Below are 21,506 nucleotides of genomic sequence, written 5' to 3' on the forward strand. Positions count from 1 at the left end.
AGGGGGTGTCGGCATCGTGCCGGGTCGGCTGTGCGTGGTGCTGGACCGCGTGCCCGGAGTTCGCTCGGCCGAACGTCGGCATTGCGTTGGCCGGCGACCGGGTGCCGGGTGCCGGGTCCGCGCGGGGGCCGGCTGCGACATCGCGCGGGGCGGCTACCGGCATCGTGCGAGCCGGGTGCCGATATCGCGTTGCGCCGGGTGCCGGCATCGCGCTGGCCGGGTGCGGGATCGCGCGGGCCGACCGCTGACATGCGTCGCCGGCACCTAGCCGGGCCGCCGTCGACGCCTCGCCGGGCGATTCCTACCGGCCCAGCCCCGGTCCGGCCTCAACGGCCCACCTCCTCGGTCCGGCCTCACGGCCCAGCCCGCCCCACCGGCCCCGCCCGTCCCGCGCGCCCGCACTCCCTGACGATCACCTGTCGAATCCCTTGACGATCGCCCTCCCTGCGGATTAACTCACGTCGTAAATTAAGTCATGAGTGCAACCCCCGAAGGGACACCGGGACGCATGCGCAGCATCCGAGCCGCGGCCGTAGGCGCCGTCACCCTGTCACTCGCCCTCGCGGCCACGGCCTGCGGAGGCGGATCGGCCACCGGCGGCGGGTCCAACGACTCGCCGAAGACGCTGACGTACTGGGCGTCCAACCAGGGGGCCAGCATCGAGGCGGACAAGAAGGTGCTCCGGCCCGAGCTGGACAAGTTCGAGCAGCGAACCGGGATCAAGGTCGAGCTGGAGGTCGTGCCCTGGTCGGACCTGCTCAACCGGATCCTGACCGCCACCACGTCGGGCCAGGGCCCGGACGTGCTGAACATCGGCAACACCTGGAGCGCCTCCCTCCAGGCGACCGGCGCACTGCTGCCCTGGGACGAGAAGAACTTCGCCGCGATCGGCGGCCGCGACCGGTTCGCCGAGACCGCGCTCGGCTCGACCGGCGCCCAGGGCAAGGACCCGGCCGCGGTCCCGCTGTACTCGATGGCGTACGCCCTCTACTACAACAAGAAGATCTTCGCCGAGGCCGGCGTCTCCAAGCCCCCGGCCACCTGGGCGGAACTGATCGAGGCCGGCAGGAAGATCAAGGCCAAGGGCAAGTCCCCGCTGGGCGCCGAGGGTTCGAACCTGTCGGAGAACATCCACCACGTCTTCGTCTTCGCCAAGCAGCACGGCGCCGACTTCTTCACCGCCGACGGCAAGCCCGACTTCACCAACCCCAAGGTGGTCGACGCGGTCAAGAGCTACGTCGATCTGATGGCCGAGGACAAGGTCATCCCGGCCGGTGACGCCGAGTACGCGCAGAACCAGTCCGTCAGCGACTTCGCCAAGGGCAAGCAGGCGATGCTGCTGTGGCAGACCGCCTCCGCCAACCTCAAGTCCCAGGGGATGAGCGAGGACTCCTACGGCATCGCGCCCGTGCCGGTGATCTCCGGCACGCCCGGCGGCGGCACCCAGGTCAACTCGCCGGTCATGGGCATCAACATGGCCGTCTTCAAGAACACCGACAACCTCGACGGCGCCAAGGAGTTCGTGAAGTTCATGACGTCCGACGAGGAGCAGAAGATCCTCAACAAGGCCTACAGCGCCATCCCGCCGGTGAAGTCCGCGCAAGCGGACCCCGCGTTCGCCGCCCCGGACACCGCCGTACTGAAGAACACCCTGGCCACCAGCGCCGCCGCGCTGCCGCAGGTCCCGTCCGAGTCGCAGTTCGAGACGACGGTCGGTACGGCCGTCAAGGAACTGTTCGCCGACGCCGCCGCCGGGCGGCCGGTGACCACCGGTTCGGTCGAGGCCAAGCTGCGCAAGGCCCAGCAGCAGATGCCGGCGGCGTGAGCCCGACGATGACCACCACCGCCTTCAAGGAGCCGGTGCGCCAGGCCCCGTCCGGAGTGGCGGCGCGCGCACCCCGCCGCCCCGGACGGCTGCGCCGCCTGTCGCTGCCGTATCTGCTGCTCCTGCCCGCCCTGCTGCTCGAACTCCTCGTCCATCTGGTGCCGATGGTCATCGGCGTCGTGATGAGCTTCAAGGAGCTGACCCAGTTCTACATCCGCGACTGGGGCACCGCCCCCTGGTCCGGCCTCGGCAACTACCAGGTGTCGGTGGACTTCGACGCCCCCGTGGGCGAGGCCCTGCTGCACTCCTTCCTCGTCACCGTCGGCTTCACCCTGCTGTCGGTCGGCCTGTGCTGGCTGATCGGCACCGCCGCCGCGGTCTTCATGCAGGACGCCTTCCGCGGGCGCGGGCTGCTGCGCGCCCTGTTCCTGGTGCCGTACGCGCTGCCCGTCTACACCGCCGTCATCACCTGGGTGTTCATGTTCCAGCACGACAACGGCCTGGTGAACCACGTCCTGCACGACCAGCTGCACCTCACCGACAAGCCCTCCTTCTGGCTCATCGGCGACAACAGCTTCTACGCCCTGCTGACCGTCTCGGTGTGGAAGGGCTGGCCGTTCGCCTTCCTCATCGTGACCGCCGGGCTGCAGAACATCCCCGGCGAACTGTACGAGGCCGCCGCGCTGGACGGTGCCGGGACGTGGCAGCGGATCCGCCGCATCACCCTGCCCTCGCTGCGCCCGGTCAACCAGGTCCTCGTCCTGGTGCTGTTCCTGTGGACGTTCAACGACTTCAACACGCCGTACGTGCTGTTCGGCAAGTCCGCGCCCGAGGCCGCCGACCTCGTCTCCGTCCACATCTACCAGTCGTCCTTCGTCACCTGGAACTTCGGCACCGGCTCCGCCATGTCCGTCCTGCTGCTGCTCTTCCTGCTCGTCGTCACGGGCGGCTATCTGCTGCTCACCTCGCGCGGACGGAGGGCCGCCGATGTCTAGCACCCGCACGCCGGCGACACCCACCCGCACGCCGGTGACAGCCACCCGCTCGCCCATGGCGCCGGCGCGGTCCTTCCTGTGGTTCCGGCGGATCTTCCTCACCCTGCTCGCCGGGTTCGTGCTGGTCCCGGTGTACGTGATGGTCTCCAGTTCGCTGAAGCCGCTCGCGGACGTCACCGGCGAGTTCCGCTGGCTGCCCAGCGGGCTGACCGTCCGCCCGTACATCGACATCTGGTCGACGGTCCCGCTCGCGCGGTACTTCGTGAACTCGCTGATCGTGGCGGGCGCGGCGACCGTCTGCTCGGTCGTCATCGCCGTCTTCGCGGCCTACGCCGTCAGCCGTTACGACTTCCGCGGCAAACGCGTCTTCACGGTGACCGTGCTGTCGACGCAGATGTTCCCCGGCATCCTCTTCCTCCTGCCGTTGTTCCTGCTCTACGTCAACATCGGCAACGCCACCGGCATCGCCCTGTTCGGCTCGCGCGGCGGGCTGATCCTGACCTATCTCACCTTCTCGCTGCCGTTCTCCATCTGGATGCTGATCGGGTACTTCGACTCGGTGCCGCGCGACCTGGACGAGGCGGCCCTGGTGGACGGCTGCGGCCCGCTGAAGGCGCTGCTGCGGATCGTGGTGCCGGCCGCGATCCCCGGCATCGTCGCGGTCGCCGTCTACGCCTTCATGACCGCCTGGGGCGAGGTGCTCTTCGCGTCGGTCATGACCAACGACACCACCCGCACCCTCGCCGTCGGCCTCCAGGCCTACTCCACCCTCAACGACGTCTACTGGAACCAGATCATGGCCGCCTCGCTGGTCGTCAGCGTGCCCGTGGTGGCCGGGTTCCTGCTGCTCCAGCGCTATCTCGTCGCGGGCCTGACGGCGGGCGCCGTCAAGTGACCGCCACCCCTGATCCCGAAGGGACTTCCGTGTCCGAACCCATCGACCTCGCCGCCTTCCCGCCCGACTTCCTGTGGGGCACGGCCACCGCGGCGTACCAGATCGAGGGAGCCGTGGCCGAGGACGGCCGTTCGCCCTCGATCTGGGACACCTTCTCGCACACCCCGGGGAAGATCGCCAACGACGACAACGGCGATGTCGCCTGCGACCACTACCACCGTTGGCGCGAGGACATCGGCCTGATGCGCCGGCTCGGCGTCAACGCCTACCGGTTCTCCGTGGCCTGGCCCCGGGTGGTCCCAGGCGGCACCGGCCCGGTCAACGCCAAGGGCCTCGCCTTCTACGACGAGCTGGTGGACGCGCTGCTGGAGGCGGGCATCACCCCGTCCGTCACCCTCTACCACTGGGACCTGCCCCAGGTGCTCCAGGACCGCGGCGGCTGGCCGGAGCGTGACACCGCGCAGGCGTTCGCCGAGTACGCCTCCGTCGTCGCCGGCCGCCTCGGTGACCGGGTCACGCTGTGGACCACCCTCAACGAGCCCTCCTGTTCGGCCTGGATCGGTCACCTGGAAGGCACCATGGCACCCGGCTGGACGGACCTGAACGCCGCCGTCCGCGCCTCCAGCCATCTGCTCCTCGGCCACGGCCTGGCCACCCAGGCGGTCCGCGCCGCCGCCCCCGGCGCCCGGGTCGGGATCGTCAACAACCTCTCCACGGTGCACCCGGCCACCGACCGCCCCGAGGACGTGGCGGCGGCCCGCCGGCTCGACGGCCATGTCAACCGCTGGTGGCTCGACCCCGTGCACGGCCGCGGCTTCCCCGCCGACATGGTGGACACCTACGGCGTCGAACTGCCCTTGAAAGACGCCGACTTGGCGGCCATCGCGACCCCGCTCGACTGGCTCGGCCTGAACTATTACTTCCCGCAGTACGTCGCCGACGACCCCGGGGGGCCGGCGCCGTACGCCCGTTCCGTCCGGCGCGAGGGCGTCCCGCGCACCGGCATGGACTGGGAGGTCGACGCCTCGGGCATCGAGACGCTGCTGCTCCGGCTCACCGAGGAGTACGGCGCCCGCACCCTGTACGTCACCGAGAACGGCTCGGCCTTCCCGGACGTCGTGCGCCCCGACGGCAGCGTGGCGGACCCCGAACGCCAGGACTACCTGGAGCGCCACCTCGCGGCCTGCGCCGCCGCCGTCCGCCAGGGCGCCCCGCTGGCCGGCTACTTCGCCTGGTCCCTGCTGGACAACTTCGAGTGGGCCTACGGCTACGACAAGCGGTTCGGGCTGGTCCACGTCGACTACCGCACCCAGGTCCGCACGATCAAGGGCAGCGGCCGCCGGTACGCGGACCTCGTCCGCACCCACCGCGGCCTGACCCGCCGGGCGGCCTGACCCGCCGGGCACCCCGAGGCGCCGGGCCGCCTGAGCCCGGCCCGGACGGCCGGTGGACACGGCAGGGGAGTCCGTGTCCACCGGCACACCGCACCCCATGTGTGTCATGCGCACGACAAACCACCGAGTGCACCTCCACCCCACAAGGAGAGCCGCATGCGATCCCGCACCCTGCTCGCCGCCCTCGCCGCCACCGCCCTGCTGTCCTCGGGGCCGCTGCTGGCCGCGCCCGCCCCCGCCGTCGCCGCCCCGGCCGCCGTCGGCTGGGACACCGACCGGGCGGCCGCCGCCTACGCGCTGAACCCGGCCGCCGTCACCGCCTCCGGCAGCGAGAACGCCGGCACCGGCCCCGGCCTGGCTTTCGACGGCGACGCGGCCACCCGCTGGTCCAGCAATTTCGCCGACGACGCCTGGATCCGCGTCGACCTCGGCGCCGTGCTCCGGGTCGACCGCGTCACCCTCGACTGGGAGGCCGCCTACGGCAAGCGCTACGTCCTGGAGGTCTCGAGGAACGGCACCGACTGGACGCCGTTCTACACCGAGACCGCCGGCACCGGCGGCTCGGTCACCGCGTACACCCACCCCCAGGAGGTCACCGGCCGCTACATCCGGCTGCGCGGCCTGGAACGCGCCACGCCCTACGGCTACTCGCTGTGGAACTTCAAGGTCTACGGCGGCGAGCCGGCCCCGGCCGCCACCACCCGCGCCAACCTCGCCCTGCACCATCCGGCATACGCGAACCACTACCAGGACGCGGCCCATTCACCGGCGTTCCTCACCGACGGCGGCTGGCCGGCGAGCCTCAAGGGCGATGCCAGCCGCTGGTCCAGCGACTGGAACGCGGACCGCTGGGTGTCGGTGGACCTCGGCGCGCCGTCCACCATCGACACGGTGGACCTCTACTGGGAGTCGGCCTACGCCGTCGACTACCTCCTCCAGGTGTCCGACGACAACCGCACCTGGCGCACGGTTCACGAACCCTCGCCCGCCGAGATCGCCGCCCGCCGCTCCGACGTCAAGGCACCGTCCGACGCGGCCGGTGTGCACGACTCGGTCCGGCTGCCCACGCCCGTGACGGGCCGCTACGTCCGCATGCTCGGCAAGGAGCGCCGCTCCTTCTACAACCCGGCGCCCGCCACCGCCCAGTTCGGCTACTCGCTCTACGAGTTCCAGGTCTGGGGCACGGGCGGCAGCGCCTCGGCCGCGTATCCGGCGCTCCCGGCCGACCCGCCGGGCGGCTACCGCACCACCTTCTTCGACGACTTCACCGGCACTGCCCTGGACCGCTCCAAGTGGCGGGTGGTGCGCACCGGCACCGAGATGGGCCCGGTCAACGGCGAGTCCCAGGCGTACGTCGACTCGCCCGACACCGTCGCCACCCGCGACGGCAGCCTGGTGCTGAAGGCCGGGTACTGCAAGGGCTGCACCCGGGCGGGCGGCGGGACCTACGACCTCACCTCCGGCCGCGTCGACACCCACACCCACTTCGACTTCACCTACGGCAAGGTCAGCGCCCGGATGAGGCTGCCGGTCGGCGACGGGTTCTGGCCGGCCTTCTGGCTGCTCGGCAGCGACGTCGACGACCCCTCCGTGTCCTGGCCGGCCTCCGGCGAGACCGACATCATGGAGAACATCGGCTACCCGGACTGGACCAGCACCGCCCTGCACGGCCCCGGCTACTCGGCGGACGGCAACATCGGCGCCCGCCAGACCTACCCCGGCGGCGGCACCGCGGACCAGTGGCACACCTACGCGGTCGAATGGACCCCGACGGCACTGCGCTTCTTCGTGGACGACCGCCTGGTCCAGGAGACGACCCGGAACAAGCTGGAGTCCACAAGGGGCCAGTGGGTCTTCGACCACCATCAGTACGTCATCCTGAACCTCGCCCTCGGCGGCGCCTACCCGGCCGGCTGGAACAAGGTCACCGCACCCTACTGGGGGCTGCCCCAGTCCAGTGTCGACAAGGTCGCCTCCGGCGGAGTGCGGGCCGAGATCGACTGGGTACGGGTCGAGCAGAAGGGCTGACCCGGCGGCGGGCGAGCTCCATGAGCGTCACACAGCAGGGTGTAGAAGCGGACGAATGACTGGTATGTTGCGGCCTGCGCCGATCACTCGGGCAGGCGTGACGGCCCTTTCTTGCGCAAGCGTCCTACGGTGAGGCGCGTGCACATCCGCCTGCTCCGGGACTTCGGCCGTGGCCGGGACGCCGCGTCCCAGAGGAGGCAGCATGGATGAGAGCAGAGCCGTCGGTGAGAGCGCACTCAGGAAGGCCGGGCGGCGGCTCATCCCGGTGATGGTGCTGTGCTATTTCTTCGCCTATCTCGACCGCACCAACCTGAGCGTCGCGTCACTGACGATGAACGAGAGCATCGGCCTGTCCGCCAGCGCCTACGGCCTCGGGGCAGGCCTCCTCTTCCTCGGGTACGTCTCACTCGAAGTCCCCAGCAACCTCATGCTGCACAAGGTCGGCGCCCGGATCTGGATGTGCCGGATCATGGTGACCTGGGGGGTGGTCGCCTCCGCCGGAGCGCTCATCCAGGGCGAGAAGAGTTTCTACCTGTTGCGCCTGCTGCTGGGCCTCGCGGAAGCCGGCTTCTTCCCCGGCATGATCCTCTATCTGACCTACTGGTTCCCCGCCGCCCAACGCGCCCGCGTGACCGCTCAGTTCATGATCGCCGTACCGTTGTCCTCCGCGCTCGGCAGCCCCCTCTCCGGGCTGCTGCTCAAACTGCACGGCCTGGCCGGCCTGCAGGGCTGGCAGTGGCTCTTCGTCATCGAAGGTCTGCCGTCGGTCGTTCTGGGTGTCATGCTGCTGTGGCTGCTGCCCGACCGCCCCGCGGCTGCCTCCTGGCTCACGCCCGGCGAGCGCACGTGGATCACCTCAACCCTCGCCGCCGAGGAGTCGGCCGTCAGGCGCGGCCGTGAGATGACGGTCCGGCAATCCCTGGGCGACAAGCGGGTGCTCGGCCTGTCGGTCGTCTACTTCGCCCTGGCCTTCGGCCTCTACGGTCTCGGATTCTGGATGCCGCAGATCATCAAGAAGAGCCTGGACATCCAGAGCGACCTGCGTGTCTCGCTGCTCACCGCCCTGCCCTACGCACTGGGTGCGGCCGCCATGGTGATCTGGGGCCGGCGATGCGACCGGGGCGGCCAGACCCCCGGCTACACGGCCCTGCCGATGGTCCTCGGTGGTGTGGTGCTGGCCGGTTCCGCCCTGCTGACCGAGAGCCCTTGGCTCGGCTACGGCGGCCTGTGCGTCTGTTCCATCGGGATCATGGCCGCCTTTCCGGCCTTCTGGTCCCTGCCGTCGGGGATCCTCGCCGGTGTCGCCGCCGCGAGCGGGATCGCGGTCATCAACACCCTGGGCAATGTCGCGGGGTTCGTGGGTTCCTACTGGATGGGCTGGATGACCGACCTGTTCGGTGACAGCCGTTGGGCCCTCGTCACGGTCGGCGCGGTGATGTCCGGCGGCGGGCTGCTCGTCCTGAAGGTCGGAAGTGGCCTGCGTCACCAGTCGGACCCCAAACTCCTGACTGGACAGTTGTCATGAGACTCTGACTTCCTAGAGCCCTTGTGTTCAGTAAACGAGTGTCTTAGCGTTCCAATTGATGACTCGATACTGGAACCCTCGCACAGAGGCTCTGGCTCGCGAAGAGCTGGAGCGTCTTCAGCTCGCCAAACTGCGCCGGACAGCCCAGTGGGCGGCCGAACGCAGTCCCTTCTACCGCGCGCGGTTCGAGGCGGCCGGATCACGCCCCGAAGACCTGGAGACCTTGAGCGACGTCCGGCGCCTGCCCTTCACCACTCGTGAGGAGTGGCAGGCGTCGCAGATCGAGGCCGCCCCGTACGGCACGCTGGGCACGATCGGCGCCGACCGGGCGATCCGCGTGCACACCACCAGCGGCACCAGCGGCCGGATGCCGCTGCGTGCCCTGGACAGCCGTAAGGACTGGTCCTGGGCCGCCGAGATGTGGTGCTACGGCCTGTGGGGGGCGGGTGTCCGCTCCACCGACACCGCGTACGTGGCCTTCGGCTACGGCTCCTTCATCGGGTTCTGGGGGCTCCACTACGGTCTGGAGAAGCTCGGCGCGCTGGTCGTCCCGGGCGGCGCCCAGAGCACCGAGAGCCGGGTGCGTCAGATCATCGACTTCCAGGCCACCGTCGTCGCGTCGACCCCCACGTACGCCCTGCGCATGGCCCAGGAGGCGGAGCAGCTCGGAGTCGACCTGCGCGGCGCACCGGTGCACACCCTCATCCTCTCGGGCGAGCCGGCCGGGTCCATCCCCGAGACCAAACAGCTCATCGAAGAGGCATGGGGCGCCCGCGCCTTCGACACGGCCGGCATGACCGAAATCTCGACGATCTTCATGTTCGAGTGCGCGGAGCAGCCGGGAGGCGCCCACATCATCGAGGACCACCTCCTGGAGGAGGTCGTCGATCCCGTCACCGGAGAGCCCGTCGGCTTCGGTGAGCTGGGCGAACGCGTCGTCACCAGCTTCGGCCGTTCCTCGTTGCCCCTCCTGCGGTACCGCACCGCGGACCTGGTGGTCCGGGTGCCGGGCACGCGCTGTCCCTGCGGCCGCGTCTTCGACCTCTACGAGGGCGGGGTGCAGGGCCGGACCGACGACATGAAGGTGGTCCGCGGCACCAACGTCTACATGCGGGCCGTCGAGGCGATCGTGCGAGGCACCGGCGGCGTCGAGGAGTTCCAGCTGCGCATCCACCGGGAGGGCATCCGGGACGAAGTGACGCTGCACGTCGAGCCCTTGGCTCCGTACGAGGACGAGAGCGGCTGGCGCGATCTGGCCGACCTGATCGCGCGGGAGCTGGCACACGCGCACGAGGGGCTGCGTTTCCACGTCGAGCGCGCCGAACCCGGCTCGCTGCCCCGCTTCGAACTCAAGGCCAAGCGGCTGGTGGACAACCGGCCGGCACTGGAGGTGGCCCATGTCCGCTGACGACCGCACAGCGCCGCGGGCCGGGGCGTTCACCGGCGAGCCGGACACCGACCTGCTCGGGCGTCCCCTCCGGCTCCGCGACCGTGAGCTGCTGCACGCCTACCGCATCCTTCGTGACCTCGCCTCCGATCCCCAGTCGGAGCCCTGCGCCGCGGCCAACACCCGGGCAGCCCTCGCCCACCTCGCCGTGGCCGTCACCGACCTGGGACTCGCCTACGAGCACCTGGTCGACCTGGGTGTCTGAAGCGCGCCGCACCGAGCCGCGCACGGCGGCCCGCCGAGAGGAGCACCGTCCCGCAATGTCAGCCTTACGCATCGCCTGTATCGGAGCCGGGCCCGGCGGTCTGTACTTCGCCGCCTTGATGCGGCAGCGGAACCCGTTCGCCCGGATCACCGTGTGGGAGCGCAATGCCGCCGACGACACCTTCGGTTTCGGCGTGGTCTTCTCGGACGAGACCTTGCAGGGGGTCGCGCAGAGCGACAGGACCGTCCACGAGCGCATGGCGAACTCGTTCGTCACCTGGGACGCGATCGACGTCCACTACCGCGGCCAGGTGGTCACCTCCGGCGGCCACGCCTTCGCAGCGATGGGGCGCCATCAGCTTCTGGCGATCCTTCAGGAGCGCTGCCGTGAACTCGGCGTGGACCTCCGGTTCGGCACCCCGGCGCCGGATCCGGCCGAACTGTCCGACTACGACGTGGTGGTCGTCGCCGACGGTGCCCGTTCAGGGACCAGGCAACGCCACGCCGAACAGTTCGGACAGCGGGCGGAGGAACGCCACTGCAAGTACATCTGGTTCGGCACCGATCTGCCCTTGAAGTCCTTCAAGTTCTTCATCGCCGAGACCGAGTACGGCGTCTGCCAGGCTCACGCCTACCCGTACAGCGAGGACCGCAGCACGTTCATCATCGAGATGCCGGAAGCCGTGTGGCGTCGGTACGGCTCCCCGGGCGCGGACGGTGAACCGATCGGTCCCGAGGCCACGGCCGACTGCGAGCGGCTCTTCGCCGACGCCCTGGCCGGATATCGGCTTCTCACGAACCACAGCAGGTGGGCCGCCTTCACCACCATCACCAACGAGCGGTGGCACGACGGCCGTACGGTCCTGCTCGGCGACGCGGCCCACACCGCGCACTTCTCCATCGGCTCCGGCACCAAGCTGGCCATGGAGGACGCGGCCGTCCTCGCCCAGCGGCTGGCCGGCTGCGCGGATCCGCTCGCGGACGTCCCGGCGGCCCTGGACGCCTACGAGCAGCAGCGTCGCCCGGTGGTGGAGAGTCTGCAGCGCAGCGCCCGCGCCAGCCTCGAATGGTTCGAACACCCCGAACAGTACGTGGGCCAGGAGCCGCTCCAGTTCGCCTTCAACCTGCTGACCCGCAGCCGCCGGGTCACGTACGACAACCTTCGGCTGCGCGACCCGGATTTCGTCGCGGAGGTCGACGCCTGGTTCGTGGGGGCGGAGATCCGCCGCGGTACCGTCCCGGAAGGCACCCTGCCCCGGCCCCCCATGTTCCTTCCCTACCGCCTGCGCGGCCTGGAGCTGCGCAACCGTGTCGTGGTCTCCTCGATGGACACCTACTCCGCGGTCGACGGCCTGGTGGGCGACTTCCATCTGGTCCACTACGGCAGCCGGGCCCAGGGCGGGGCCGGACTGGTGATGACGGAGATGGTGTGCGTCTCGGCCGAAGGGCGCATCACTCCGGGCTGCGCCGGGCTCTACGAGCCAGGACATGAGGCGGCCTGGCGGCGGATCGTCGGCTTCGTCCGGGAAACCGGCGCGCGCATGGGTGTTCAGCTCGGCCACTCGGGCCGCAAGGGGTCCACCCGGCTGATGTGGGACGGCATCGACGAGCCGCTCCCGGACGGCAACTGGCCGCTCCTCGCGCCGTCCCCCCTCCCTTACCTGCCGCACGGACAGGTACCGAGGGAGATGACCCGCGCGGACATGGAGGTGGTTCGCGATCAGTTCGTCGCCGCGGCACGGGCCGCCGAGCGGGCCGGCTTCGACCTGCTCGAACTGCACTGCGGGCACGGCTATCTGCTCTCCAGCTTCATCACGCCCGTGGCCAACAGGCGCACCGACGCCTACGGCGGCTCGCTGGAGAACCGGCTCCGCTTCCCGCTGGAGGTCTTCGACGCGGTCCGCGCGGTCTGGCCCGAGGAGCGTCCGATGACGGTCCGGATCTCCGCGACCGACTGGGTCACGGGCGGGCTGGGAGGCGACGACGCGGTCCGAGTCGCCGAGGCGTTCGCCCGGCACGGGGCGGACGCCATCGATGTGTCCACCGGCCAGACCACCCCCGACGCCCGGCCCGCCTACGGGCGCAGTTACCAGACCCCCTTCTCCGACCGGATCCGCAATGAGGTGGGGGTCGCGACCCTCACCGTGGGCGCGATCAGCAGTGACGACGACGTCAACAGCATTCTGCTGGCCGGGCGTGCGGACCTGTGCGCCCTGGGGCGGCCGCACCTGTACGACCCGTACTGGACGCTGCACGCGGCAGCGGAGCGGGGGGTGCCCGAGGCGGTCGAATGGCCGATCCAGCTGCGGGCCGGCAGCCGCAAGCCGCCGACCGGCCGCCGATGACCGGCCCCGGAACGGAAGCGACCGCCCCCGGGACGCCCCGGCACACTGTCGGCGCACCGGACCGATCCGGGACGGGCCTCAGGGAAGGACGGCGACACCCTCCAATTCGATGAGCGCCTCTTCGTCCCAGAGCCGGGTGACGCCGATGACCGCCATCGTCGGATAGCTGGAGCCCACCAGCCGCTTCCAGATCCGGCCCAGCTCGCTCGCGTGGGCGCGGTAGTCGGCCACGTCCACGGCGTACACCGTGCATTTGGCCAGGTCGCCGGGGCCGGCGCCGGCGGCCTGGGCGGCGGCCAGAAGGTTGGTCAGAGCCTGCTCGAACTGCGTGGTGATGTCGTCGCCGACGATACGGCCGGCCGCGTCGAGCGCGGTCTGACCGGCCAGGAAGATCAGCTGCCCGGGGCCGATGACACGGACCGCATGACTGAATCCGGTGGCTGGGGCCAGGTGACCCGGGTTGATCCGTTCGATGCCGCTCATGACTGTACGCTCCCCCCGTCGACCATCAAGGACTGCCCGTTGAGGGCCTCCTCCTGGACGAGGAGGCCGATGACCGCCGCCACCTCGCCGGGCAGGATCAGCCGCCCGATGGGCTGCGCCGCGGCCAGCTTCGCCCGGATGCCGTCCGCGTCCCGGCCGGTGTGCGCGGCGATGGAGGCGACGGAGCGGTCCGTCATGGGGGTGTCGACATACCCCGGACAGACGGCGTTGACGGTGACGCCGGTATCGGCCAGCTCCGCGGCGGCGGACCGGACGAGTCCGAGCACCCCGTGCTTGGCCGCGGTGTAGGCACTCACATACGGGGCCCCGACCTTGGACGCGACGGAGGCGACGACCACGATCCGGCCGAACCCGGCCTTCCGCATCGCCGGCACCGCTCGCCGCACACAGCGGAAGGGGGCCGTCAGGTTCAGCTCCAGCTGGCGGTCCCACATGGTGTCGGTGGTGCTCTCGAGGCGGGCCGAGTCCCCCGCGCCGGCGCTGTGCACCAGCACCTCCACCGGGCCCCAGCTCTCCTCGCAGGCCGCGAACATCGACTCGATGTCCTCGGGGCGGGTGACGTCCGTCGGCAGGACGAGGCTGGGGCCGGGCAGCCGGGCGGAGAGCTCGCGCAGCGGTTCTTCCCGGCGTCCGGCCAGGGCGACGCGATGGCCCTGACCGGAGAGGAGTTCGGCCACGGCGGCACCGATGCCGGATCCTGCCCCGGTGACGAGACAGTTGCGTATGGCCATGGGCCGGGCTCCTTCATCGAGACGGCTGACGGTCCCCGGGGTGCCGTCCGCGCGCCCCGGGGACCGTCCGTGCGCTTGTGTCACTTGTAGGTGATCGTCGCCTGGTCCAGGTCACGCACCGCGCCCTCGGAGGCAGAGGTGGTGAAGGCGGCGTACACCCGCAGGGCGTCGCTGATCGGGCGGTCACGGTCGCGCGGCACGAAGCCGTCACCGTTCACGAGCCGCTGCCGGCGGGCGGCCAGTTCCTCGTCCGGGACGTCGAGTTCCAGTGTGCGCGCCGCGATGTCCATGCGGATGATGTCACCCTCCTCGATGAGGGCGATCGGGCCTCCCGCGGCGGCCTCGGGCGAGATGTGGCCGACCGAGACACCGGCGGATCCTCCCGAGAACCGGCCGTCGGTGATGATGGCGCACTTCTTGTCCAGGCCCTGGCCGCGCAGATAGCTGGTCGGGTACAGCATCTCCTGCATGCCGGGTCCGCCGCGCGGGCCTTCGTAACGCACGACGATGACGTCGCCCGCCTTGATCTCCTTGTTGAGGATGGCGGACGCGCATTCCTCCTGGCTCTCGAAGACGCGGGCCGGCCCGGCGAAGGTCTCCATGCCGGCGGGGACGCCCGCGGTCTTGACGATGCCCCCGTGCGGGGCGAGGTTGCCGTACAGCACGGCCAGGCCGCCCTCGGGCGAGTGGGCGTGCTTGACGGAGCGGATGCAGCCCTTCTCGTCGTCCAGGTCCAGCGAGGCGAACCGGTTGCTCTGGCTCATCGGCTTGATGGTGCGCACACCACCCGGCGCGGCCTTGAAGAACTCCACCGCCTCCGGGCTCGGGTCGGTGCCGCGGACGTCCCACGCGTCCAGGGCCGCGCCGAGCGTCGGGCTGTGGACGGTCCGCGCGTCCTCGTGGAGCAGCCCTGCCCGGCGCAGTTCACCGAGGAAGGCGGGGATGCCGCCGGCCCGGTGCACGTGCTCCATGTGGAACGGGCCGCTGGGAGCGAGCTTGGCCAGGTTGGGGACCTGGCGTGACAGCGCGTCGATGTCCTGGAGGGTGAAGTCCAGTTCGGCCTGGCGGGCGGCGGCCAGCAGGTGGAGGACCGTGTTGGTGGAGCCGCCCATGGCGATGTCGAGGGCCATGGCGTTCTCGAAGGCCTTGCGGTCGGCGATGTTGCGCGGCAGCACTCCTTCGTCGCCCTGCTCGTAGTAGCGCTTGCCGAGCTCGACGGCGAGGCGTCCGGTCTCCTCGAAGAGCTTCCGCCGCGCCGCGTGAGTGGCCAGGACCGAGCCATTGCCCGGCAGGGCCAGACCCAGCGCCTCCACCAGGCAGTTCATGGAGTTGGCGGTGAACATGCCGGAGCAGGAGCCGCAGGTGGGGCAGGCGGACTGTTCGATCTCCGAGACGTCCTCGTCGGAGTACTGGTCATTGGTGGCCGCGGAGAACGCCGTGACCAGGTCCATGCCGATCATGTCCGGGCGGTTGCCGGAGCCGGCCAGCTTGCCGGCCTCCATGGGGCCGCCGGAGACGAAGACGGTCGGGATGTTCAGCCGCAGCGCGGCCAGGAGCATGCCCGGGGTGATCTTGTCGCAGTTGGAGATGCACACCAGGACGTCGGCGCAATGGGCGTTGGTCATGTACTCCACGGAGTCGGCGATGAGTTCGCGACTGGGCAGGGAGTAGAGCATGCCGCCGTGGCCCTGGGCGATGCCGTCGTCCACGGCGATGGTGTTGAACTCGCGCGCCACTCCGCCGGCTGCCCAGATGGCGTCGTTGACGATGGTTCCGACCTCTTGGAGGTGGATGTGCCCGGGGACGAACTGCGTGTAGCTGTTGGCGACGGCGACGATCGGCTTGCCGAGATCCTGCGGCTTGAGGCCGGAGGCGTACAACAGTGAACGTGCGCCCGCCATGTTGCGTCCGTGCGTGACGGTCTTCGACCTCAATGTGGGCATGGGGGCTCTCCTTGCAGCTTTGTGACAGGGCGGCTCGAGCGACGGCGTAGGGCGTATGGGCCCGCCCCGGCTCGGATGCGATGAGCTTCATGGGTGGTCAGCTCGACCTGTTGTGCCCGGAGTTGCGCGGCAGCGAGGCTGGGTGGCTGAGCAGGGCGTCGCGGGCTTCATTCTTCCACGAACGCCCGCCAAGGGCTACTTTCAAGTGCTTGGCTGTCCGGCTGATCGTTCGACCAGTGCACGAATGTCCGATCTCGCTGGCTGGATCTATGCGCTGACTTCCGAGATCTCCCGCCGAGAACACACCCTGGAGGTTCGATGGTGCTCGCGTTCGAAGGTGAAGAGCCGCAAGTGGCGGAGGGGGTGTACGTCGCCGAGAACGCCACGCTGGTCGGCGCGGTGTCGATAGGCGAAGGCAGTTCCGTCTGGTTCGGCGCGGTGCTGCGCGCGGACCAGAACCGGATCCGCGTCGGGCGGCGGAGCAACATTCAGGACAATGCCGTGCTGCACGCCGACCCGCCGGATTACCCCGGCAGCCCGCTGGTCCTGGGCGATGACGTGACGGTCGGTCACGCGGCCGTCCTGCACGGCTGCCGGGTCGGGGACGGGGCGGTGATCGGCTCCGGCAGCATCGTGCTGGACGGCGCCGAGATCGGTGCGGGCGCGCTGCTCGGCGCGAGGGCGCTGGTCCCGCCCGGCGCCTCGATTCCGCCGGGCGTGCTGGCGGTGGGTGCCCCCGCGAAGGTCGTACGGGAGTTGACGGCCGAGGAGCGCGAAGGCATGGCCCGGCCGTCCCGGGTCTACGAGTCACTGGCGGTGCGCTACCGCAAGGGCGTCGGCGACTGATGTGAGCGCGGGGGCGACAGGACGTAAGGATCGAGAATCTCGAATCCAATGAGCAATTGTCCCCTATCTTGCCCGTCAACTGAACATCCGTTAAGTTGACGGCGGTGGCGGGCCACTCTGGCCTGCTTGCCCCACCGCGCCCGACTCCAGTCGAGAGGTAGCGACATGAAGGTCTTCGACGACCCGATCGAGTTCCGCGATCACAACCTGAAGGTCCGTGAAAGCGGCCGGCAGATAGGGCTGTTCGCCACGCTCGGCGCGGTCCACCGCGGACACCTGAGCCTGGTGGACCGCGCCCGGGCCGAGAACGACTACGTGGTGTCCAGCGTCTTCGTGAACCCGCTGATGTTCAACGGCGGCACCGAGGAAGCCGATGCCTATCCGTACGACCCCGCCGGCGACCTGGAGAAGCTGGAGGGCAAGGGCGTCGACGCCGTGGTGGTGCCCTCCCGGGAGGCCGTCTACCCGCCGGGATACGTCACTCGCGTGACCGTTCCGGAACTGGAGGGCCGTTACGAGGCCGCCCGCATGCCGAACATGCTCAGCGGCATCTCCACCATCTGCACCAAACTCTTCCAGCTCTGCGTCCCGCACCGCTGGTACTTCGGTGAGAAGGACGCCCAGCAGCTCGCGCTGGTCAAACAGGTCTGCAAGGACCTGAACTGGCCCACCGAGATCGTCCCCTGCCCCAGCATCCGCGAGGAGGACGGGCTCCCGTTCAGCTCCCGCAACAAGCTGATGAGCCCCGAGGAGCGCGCTCTGGCCGGCTGTGTCGTCGACGCGATCCGTGCGGCGAAGGCCCTGTACGACACCGGTGAGCGGGGGGCCGATGCCCTCGCCGCCGCGGCCGCGCAGGCGGTCGAGGTGACCGCGGCGAAGCTGGACTACGCGGCGTTGGTCGACAGGAACTCGTTCCAGGACCTGACCCAGGCCACGGACGACGCCCTGCTGGTCGTCGCCGCCGACCTCGGCCGGCTCCGCGTGCTCGACAACCACCGCCTGTCCCGCCCGCTGCCGCCCGAGGTCGCGGCCCGGGCCAACTGAGAACGGCCCGGTAGCAGTCCGACAGCCGGGAGCCTCCTTCGGCGACCACCCACACGAGCAGCGGAGACCGCAGCATGCCTCACATCGATGACATCGACATCACCGATCCGCGCTTCTACGCCGCCCAGGACCCGCATCCTGTCTTCGAGCGCCTGCGCCGCGAGAAGCCGATCTTCTTCCACGAGGAGGAGGGTTCCCAGGGGTACTGGGTCCTGCTGAAGCACGACGACCAGTCCCGGGTGCACAGGAACCCCGGCACCTTCACCACCGAGTACGGCGTCACCTTCGACACCTTCCGTGGTGACCGCCGCGACCCGGCTGCCGGAAAGATGCTGGAGTTCTCCGTCCCCGGCCACCACAAGGTGCTGCGCCGGGAGTTCAACAAGCACTACAACCGCCGCGCCATGACGCGTATGGAGGACCAGGTCCGCACCTTCGCGCGGAGGACCATCGACGCCGCCCTCGCCCAGGGCGAGGAGTTCGACTTCGCCGCCGAGATCGCCGACCGCGTCACCTCCGCGGTGGTCTTCGGTCTTCTCGGCTTCCCCGAGCGCGACTGGCCCGAGCTGTTCGACCTCAGCCGCCGGTCGCAGGAGGAGACGAACGCCAACACGTGCCCGGTCACAGGTCACTTCGACACCAGCGCCAACGCGGCCAACCACGAGCTGCTGAAGTACCTGATGCGGCTGCTGGCCTCCGACGAGTGCAGCGGTCACCTCAAGATGCTGGCCTCGCTGCGCTTCGACGACAAGCCCCTGACCGACGAGGAGACCATCCTCAACTGCCTGAACATCATGCAGGGCGGCAACTCCACCACCCGGCACGCCGCTTCCGGCGGCATCCTCGCCCTCATCCAGAACCCGGACCAGGCCGAGCTGCTGCGCGAGGACCGTTCCCTGCTGCCCGGGATGGTCGAGGAGACCGTCCGCTGGACGACCCCGGCCATTCACTTCATCCGCAAGGCCACCCGCGACGTCGAAGTGCGCGGTCAGAAGATCAGGAAGGGCGACGCGGTCACCGTCTGGACCATCTCGGCCAACCGCGACGAGGACGTGTTCGAGGCTCCCTACCGGTTCGACATCAGGCGCAGCCCCAACAAGCACCTCGGGTTCATCGCCGGCCCGCACATCTGCCTGGGCATCCATCTGGCGCGGCTCGAGATGCGGATCCTCTTCGACGAGTTCCTGAACAAGACCAGAGAAGTAGAGCTGCGCGAGGAAGTGAAGCGCGTGCCGTCCAACTTCATCGCCGGCATCGAGAGCCTGCGCGTCGGCGTCAAGGCCGCCTGACCCGGCCCGGTCCGCCGAGTCCGCCGACCGTCCGGCACCGCCGCACCGCACCCACAGCAAGGAGGCCCACATGCCGCAGCAGACGCACGAGTCCCTGGAACAGATCCAGCAGACCGTCCTGGAGATCATCAACAGCAAGGTGGAGGAAGCCCGGATCGGTGCCGAGGACAACCTCCTCGACTGTGGGGTGGACTCGCTGCTCGCCGCCCAGATCGTGGCGGCCCTGGAGATCCGCTTCGACGTGGAACTCGTCGAGGAGTTCTTCGCCGCTCCCACCGCCGCGGCCATCAGCCGCTCGATCGTAGCGGCAAGGACCGGTTCGTGACCCTGGGGCCCGCTGCCGGATCAGCCCCGGCCCTGTGGAGCGTGGCTCACCGGGCGCGTGCCGCCGACATGGCGCAGCTGGTCGCGGTGGCCGCGGCCGACCACGGGGACCGCGTCTTCATCCAGCCGGCCGAACGAGGCATCGCCCCCGTCACCTTCCGTCGGCTGGAGGCCTTCGCCGCCGGCCTGGACGCGTATCTGGAGAGCCTCGGCGTGCCCCGCGGCGCGACCGTGACCACGCTGTTCCACAACTCCACCCTGGCGGCACTGCTCTTCCTCGGCACCCTCGCCGGGCGCCGCGTCCTGGTTCCGCTCAACCCGAAGCTGGGGGCGGGCGAGATCGGCGGCATCCTCGCGCGCACCGCCCCCGCCATCCTGATCCACGAGGCGGCCGCCGCGTCCCGCGTCCCCGACGGTGTCCACCCCGCGCACGTCGTGCCGGTGGCGGACCAGGGCGCCTTCATGGAGTCGATCCTGGCCCTGGGCGGCGACGGACGGCTCTCCTCCCGTATGGACCTCGCCGACGCCGACCCCGGCCGTGACGCCGAGATCGTCTTCACCTCCGGATCCAGCGGGCCTCCCAAGGGCGTGGTGCTCCCGCACCGCAGCCTGTTGTCGGACTCCTTCGCGCTGGGTGGATGGTTCGGCATCGGCCGGGAGGACACCTTCCTGACGGCCTGTCCCCTCTTCCACAACAGCGGACAGGTCTTCACCACCCTGACCCCGCTGTGGTCCGGCGGTCGTACGACGGCCGTCCGCTCGGAAGTCGCGATGCTGCGCTTCTGGCCCACCGTCGCCAAGTTCGCCCCCACCTGGACCCTCGTCGTCAACGCCTACATGGCCCTGCTGGCCGAACGGCCCCAGGACGCGGTCCCGACCGGCCTCAAGGGGCTCCTCTCGGGCGGCTCGCGTCTCGACGGCGAGCTGATCGCCCGCTTCGAGTCCGCCTTCTCGGTCCCCGTGCACCAGGTGTACGGGCTGACCGAGACGACGTCGGTGGCGACGGTGGAAGCACCGAACGATCCTGGCCGAGTGCTCGGGAGCGCCGGCCGCACGCTGCCGATCTGCCGGATCCGGATCGTCGCCGAGGACGGCACCGAGCAGCCGGTCGGCGAGAACGGCGAGGTATGGATCCGGGGCGAGAACCTCCTCACCCGCTACCACGAGGACCCTGACCTGACGGCTCGGCAGATCCGGGACGGCTGGTTGCGCACCGGGGACATCGGCCACCTGGACTCCAGCGGCAACCTCTTCATCGTCGAACGGCTCGACAGCATGCTGTTCGTCGGCGGCGAGAACGTCTACCCCTCCGAGGTGGAGAACCTCGTACCCGAGTTGGAGGGCATCGAGGAGGCCGTCCTGAGCCATGTGCCCGATCCGGTGATGGGCTCCGAACTGGTCCTGGTGTACGGCCTGGCGGAGGGCGCGCTGCCCCGCACCCAGGACTGGCTGCGCGTTCTGCGGGCCAAGCTCAGCACCTTCAAGGTGCCCAAGAGGCTGGTCCCGGTCACGGACCTGGGCATCGCCGGGCTCCCGCGCGCCGCCAACGGCAAGATCCTGCGCCGCCGGGTCGAAGAGCTGCTGGCCGAGCGTGTCCGGCCGTCGGAGGAGGACGAAGGGTGATCCACCACTACCAGGGCCGCGTACCTGATGTGAGCCCCACTGCCTACGTGGCCCCGAGTGCCGACCTCATCGGCGCCGTGACCGTGGCGGACCAGGCCAGCATCTGGTTCCAGGCGGTTCTGCGAGCCGACCAGAACGAGATCCGGATCGGCGCCCGCAGCAACGTCCAGGACGGCACGGTCATCCACTGCGACACCTCGCAGTGGCACGGCCGGCCGGTCGTCATCGGCGAGGACGTCACCATCGGTCACAAGGTGCACCTGCACGGCTGCACCATCGGCGACCGCTGTGTCGTCGGCAGTGGTTCGGTGGTGATGGACGGCGCCGACCTGCCCCCGTACACCTTTGTCGCGGTCGGCAGCGTCGTACGCCCGAACTACTCGCCCAAGCCCGGGATGTTGCTGGTGGGAAACCCCGCCCGGGCGCTTCGTCCGCTGACCGACGACGAGCGGGACTACATCGAGCGGGCCTCCGATTCGTACCTCGATCTCGCGAAGAACTACTCCGAACGAACCGATTGACCGGACATCACAGCAGCGGGGAA

Annotated in this window: 18 protein-coding genes; 15 read left to right on the plus strand and 3 right to left on the minus strand. The window is 69.9% G+C overall.

All coding sequences use genetic code 11. The features are described from left to right. The first annotated feature begins 508 nt into the window (after positions 1–508). The 9 genes from HB370_RS32565 (at position 509) to HB370_RS32605 (ending at position 12,658) form a co-directional block, all read left to right on the plus strand. Entirely contained in the window at positions 509–1,825 is a 1,317-nt protein-coding gene (locus HB370_RS32565) for a sugar ABC transporter substrate-binding protein (protein ID WP_030789055.1), read from the plus strand. A gap of 8 nt (positions 1,826–1,833) precedes the next feature. Continuing rightward, positions 1,834–2,820, plus strand: a complete 987-nt coding sequence (locus tag HB370_RS32570) for a sugar ABC transporter permease (RefSeq protein WP_030789052.1) — start codon at positions 1,834–1,836, stop codon at positions 2,818–2,820. Positions 2,821–2,875: 55 nt separating this feature from the next. Beyond that, positions 2,876–3,715, plus strand: coding sequence for a carbohydrate ABC transporter permease (locus HB370_RS32575; protein WP_030789049.1), 840 nt, complete (start codon positions 2,876–2,878; stop codon positions 3,713–3,715). Positions 3,716–3,744: 29 nt separating this feature from the next. Then, complete coding sequence (locus HB370_RS32580) at positions 3,745–5,109, plus strand: GH1 family beta-glucosidase (RefSeq protein WP_030789046.1); 1,365 nt, start codon at positions 3,745–3,747, stop codon at positions 5,107–5,109. Positions 5,110–5,265: 156 nt separating this feature from the next. Next, positions 5,266–7,137 (plus strand): discoidin domain-containing protein, encoded by a 1,872-nt coding sequence (locus tag HB370_RS32585; RefSeq protein ID WP_030789043.1) that lies wholly within the window; start codon positions 5,266–5,268, stop codon positions 7,135–7,137. Between the two features lie 202 nt (positions 7,138–7,339). Then, the gene (locus tag HB370_RS32590) at positions 7,340–8,662 is read left to right on the plus strand and encodes an MFS transporter (protein ID WP_051816044.1); all 1,323 of its coding nucleotides are present in this window, start codon (positions 7,340–7,342) and stop codon (positions 8,660–8,662) included. A gap of 58 nt (positions 8,663–8,720) precedes the next feature. Continuing rightward, entirely contained in the window at positions 8,721–10,070 is a 1,350-nt protein-coding gene (locus HB370_RS32595; protein WP_030789037.1) for an AMP-binding protein, read from the plus strand. Then, positions 10,060–10,314 carry a hypothetical protein gene (locus HB370_RS32600; protein ID WP_030789034.1) on the plus strand — a complete coding sequence of 85 codons (255 nt, stop codon included), beginning with the start codon at positions 10,060–10,062 and terminating at the stop codon, positions 10,312–10,314. Before HB370_RS32595 ends, HB370_RS32600 begins: the two co-directional genes overlap by 11 nt. 55 nt (positions 10,315–10,369) lie before the next feature. Beyond that, positions 10,370–12,658 carry a bifunctional salicylyl-CoA 5-hydroxylase/oxidoreductase gene (locus HB370_RS32605; RefSeq protein ID WP_030789031.1) on the plus strand — a complete coding sequence of 763 codons (2,289 nt, stop codon included), beginning with the start codon at positions 10,370–10,372 and terminating at the stop codon, positions 12,656–12,658. A 78-nt stretch (positions 12,659–12,736) separates the two neighbouring features. Here HB370_RS32605 and HB370_RS32610 read toward each other — a convergent pair whose 3' ends face one another. The 3 genes from HB370_RS32610 to ilvD form a co-directional block, all read right to left on the minus strand. Continuing rightward, on the minus strand, positions 12,737–13,141 hold the full coding sequence (locus tag HB370_RS32610) for a RidA family protein (protein ID WP_030789028.1): 405 nt from the start codon (positions 13,139–13,141) through the stop codon (positions 12,737–12,739). Further along, a complete protein-coding gene (locus HB370_RS32615; RefSeq protein ID WP_030789024.1) occupies positions 13,138–13,893 on the minus strand; it encodes an SDR family oxidoreductase in 756 nt (251 codons plus the stop codon). The genes HB370_RS32610 and HB370_RS32615 overlap by 4 nt, the downstream gene beginning before the upstream one ends. An 80-nt stretch (positions 13,894–13,973) precedes the next feature. Next, entirely contained in the window at positions 13,974–15,836 is a 1,863-nt protein-coding gene (gene ilvD / locus HB370_RS32620) for a dihydroxy-acid dehydratase (RefSeq protein ID WP_030789021.1), read from the minus strand. A gap of 351 nt (positions 15,837–16,187) precedes the next feature. On the opposite strand from ilvD, the gene HB370_RS32625 reads away from it, so the two are divergent. The 6 genes from HB370_RS32625 to HB370_RS32650 all read left to right on the plus strand — a co-directional run bounded on the left by HB370_RS32625 (position 16,188) and on the right by HB370_RS32650 (position 21,483). Beyond that, the gene (locus HB370_RS32625; protein WP_348273511.1) at positions 16,188–16,682 is read left to right on the plus strand and encodes a gamma carbonic anhydrase family protein; all 495 of its coding nucleotides are present in this window, start codon (positions 16,188–16,190) and stop codon (positions 16,680–16,682) included. Positions 16,683–16,847: 165 nt separating this feature from the next. Continuing rightward, the gene (gene panC, locus HB370_RS32630; protein WP_030789015.1) at positions 16,848–17,726 is read left to right on the plus strand and encodes a pantoate--beta-alanine ligase; all 879 of its coding nucleotides are present in this window, start codon (positions 16,848–16,850) and stop codon (positions 17,724–17,726) included. Between the two features lie 74 nt (positions 17,727–17,800). Next, the gene (locus HB370_RS32635) at positions 17,801–19,015 is read left to right on the plus strand and encodes a cytochrome P450 (RefSeq protein WP_030789012.1); all 1,215 of its coding nucleotides are present in this window, start codon (positions 17,801–17,803) and stop codon (positions 19,013–19,015) included. 70 nt (positions 19,016–19,085) lie between these two features. After that, the gene (locus tag HB370_RS32640) at positions 19,086–19,340 is read left to right on the plus strand and encodes an acyl carrier protein (RefSeq protein ID WP_030789009.1); all 255 of its coding nucleotides are present in this window, start codon (positions 19,086–19,088) and stop codon (positions 19,338–19,340) included. Next, positions 19,337–20,962: a class I adenylate-forming enzyme family protein gene (locus HB370_RS32645; protein WP_157855633.1), complete on the plus strand. Its 1,626-nt coding sequence runs from the start codon at positions 19,337–19,339 to the stop codon at positions 20,960–20,962. Before HB370_RS32640 ends, HB370_RS32645 begins: the two co-directional genes overlap by 4 nt. Then, positions 20,959–21,483 (plus strand): gamma carbonic anhydrase family protein, encoded by a 525-nt coding sequence (locus HB370_RS32650; protein WP_030789003.1) that lies wholly within the window; start codon positions 20,959–20,961, stop codon positions 21,481–21,483. Before HB370_RS32645 ends, HB370_RS32650 begins: the two co-directional genes overlap by 4 nt. The last annotated feature ends 23 nt before the right edge of the window (positions 21,484–21,506 follow it).

Source organism: Streptomyces sp. DSM 40868 (genome assembly GCF_011820545.1).
Classification (GTDB): domain Bacteria; phylum Actinomycetota; class Actinomycetes; order Streptomycetales; family Streptomycetaceae; genus Streptomyces; species Streptomyces eurythermus.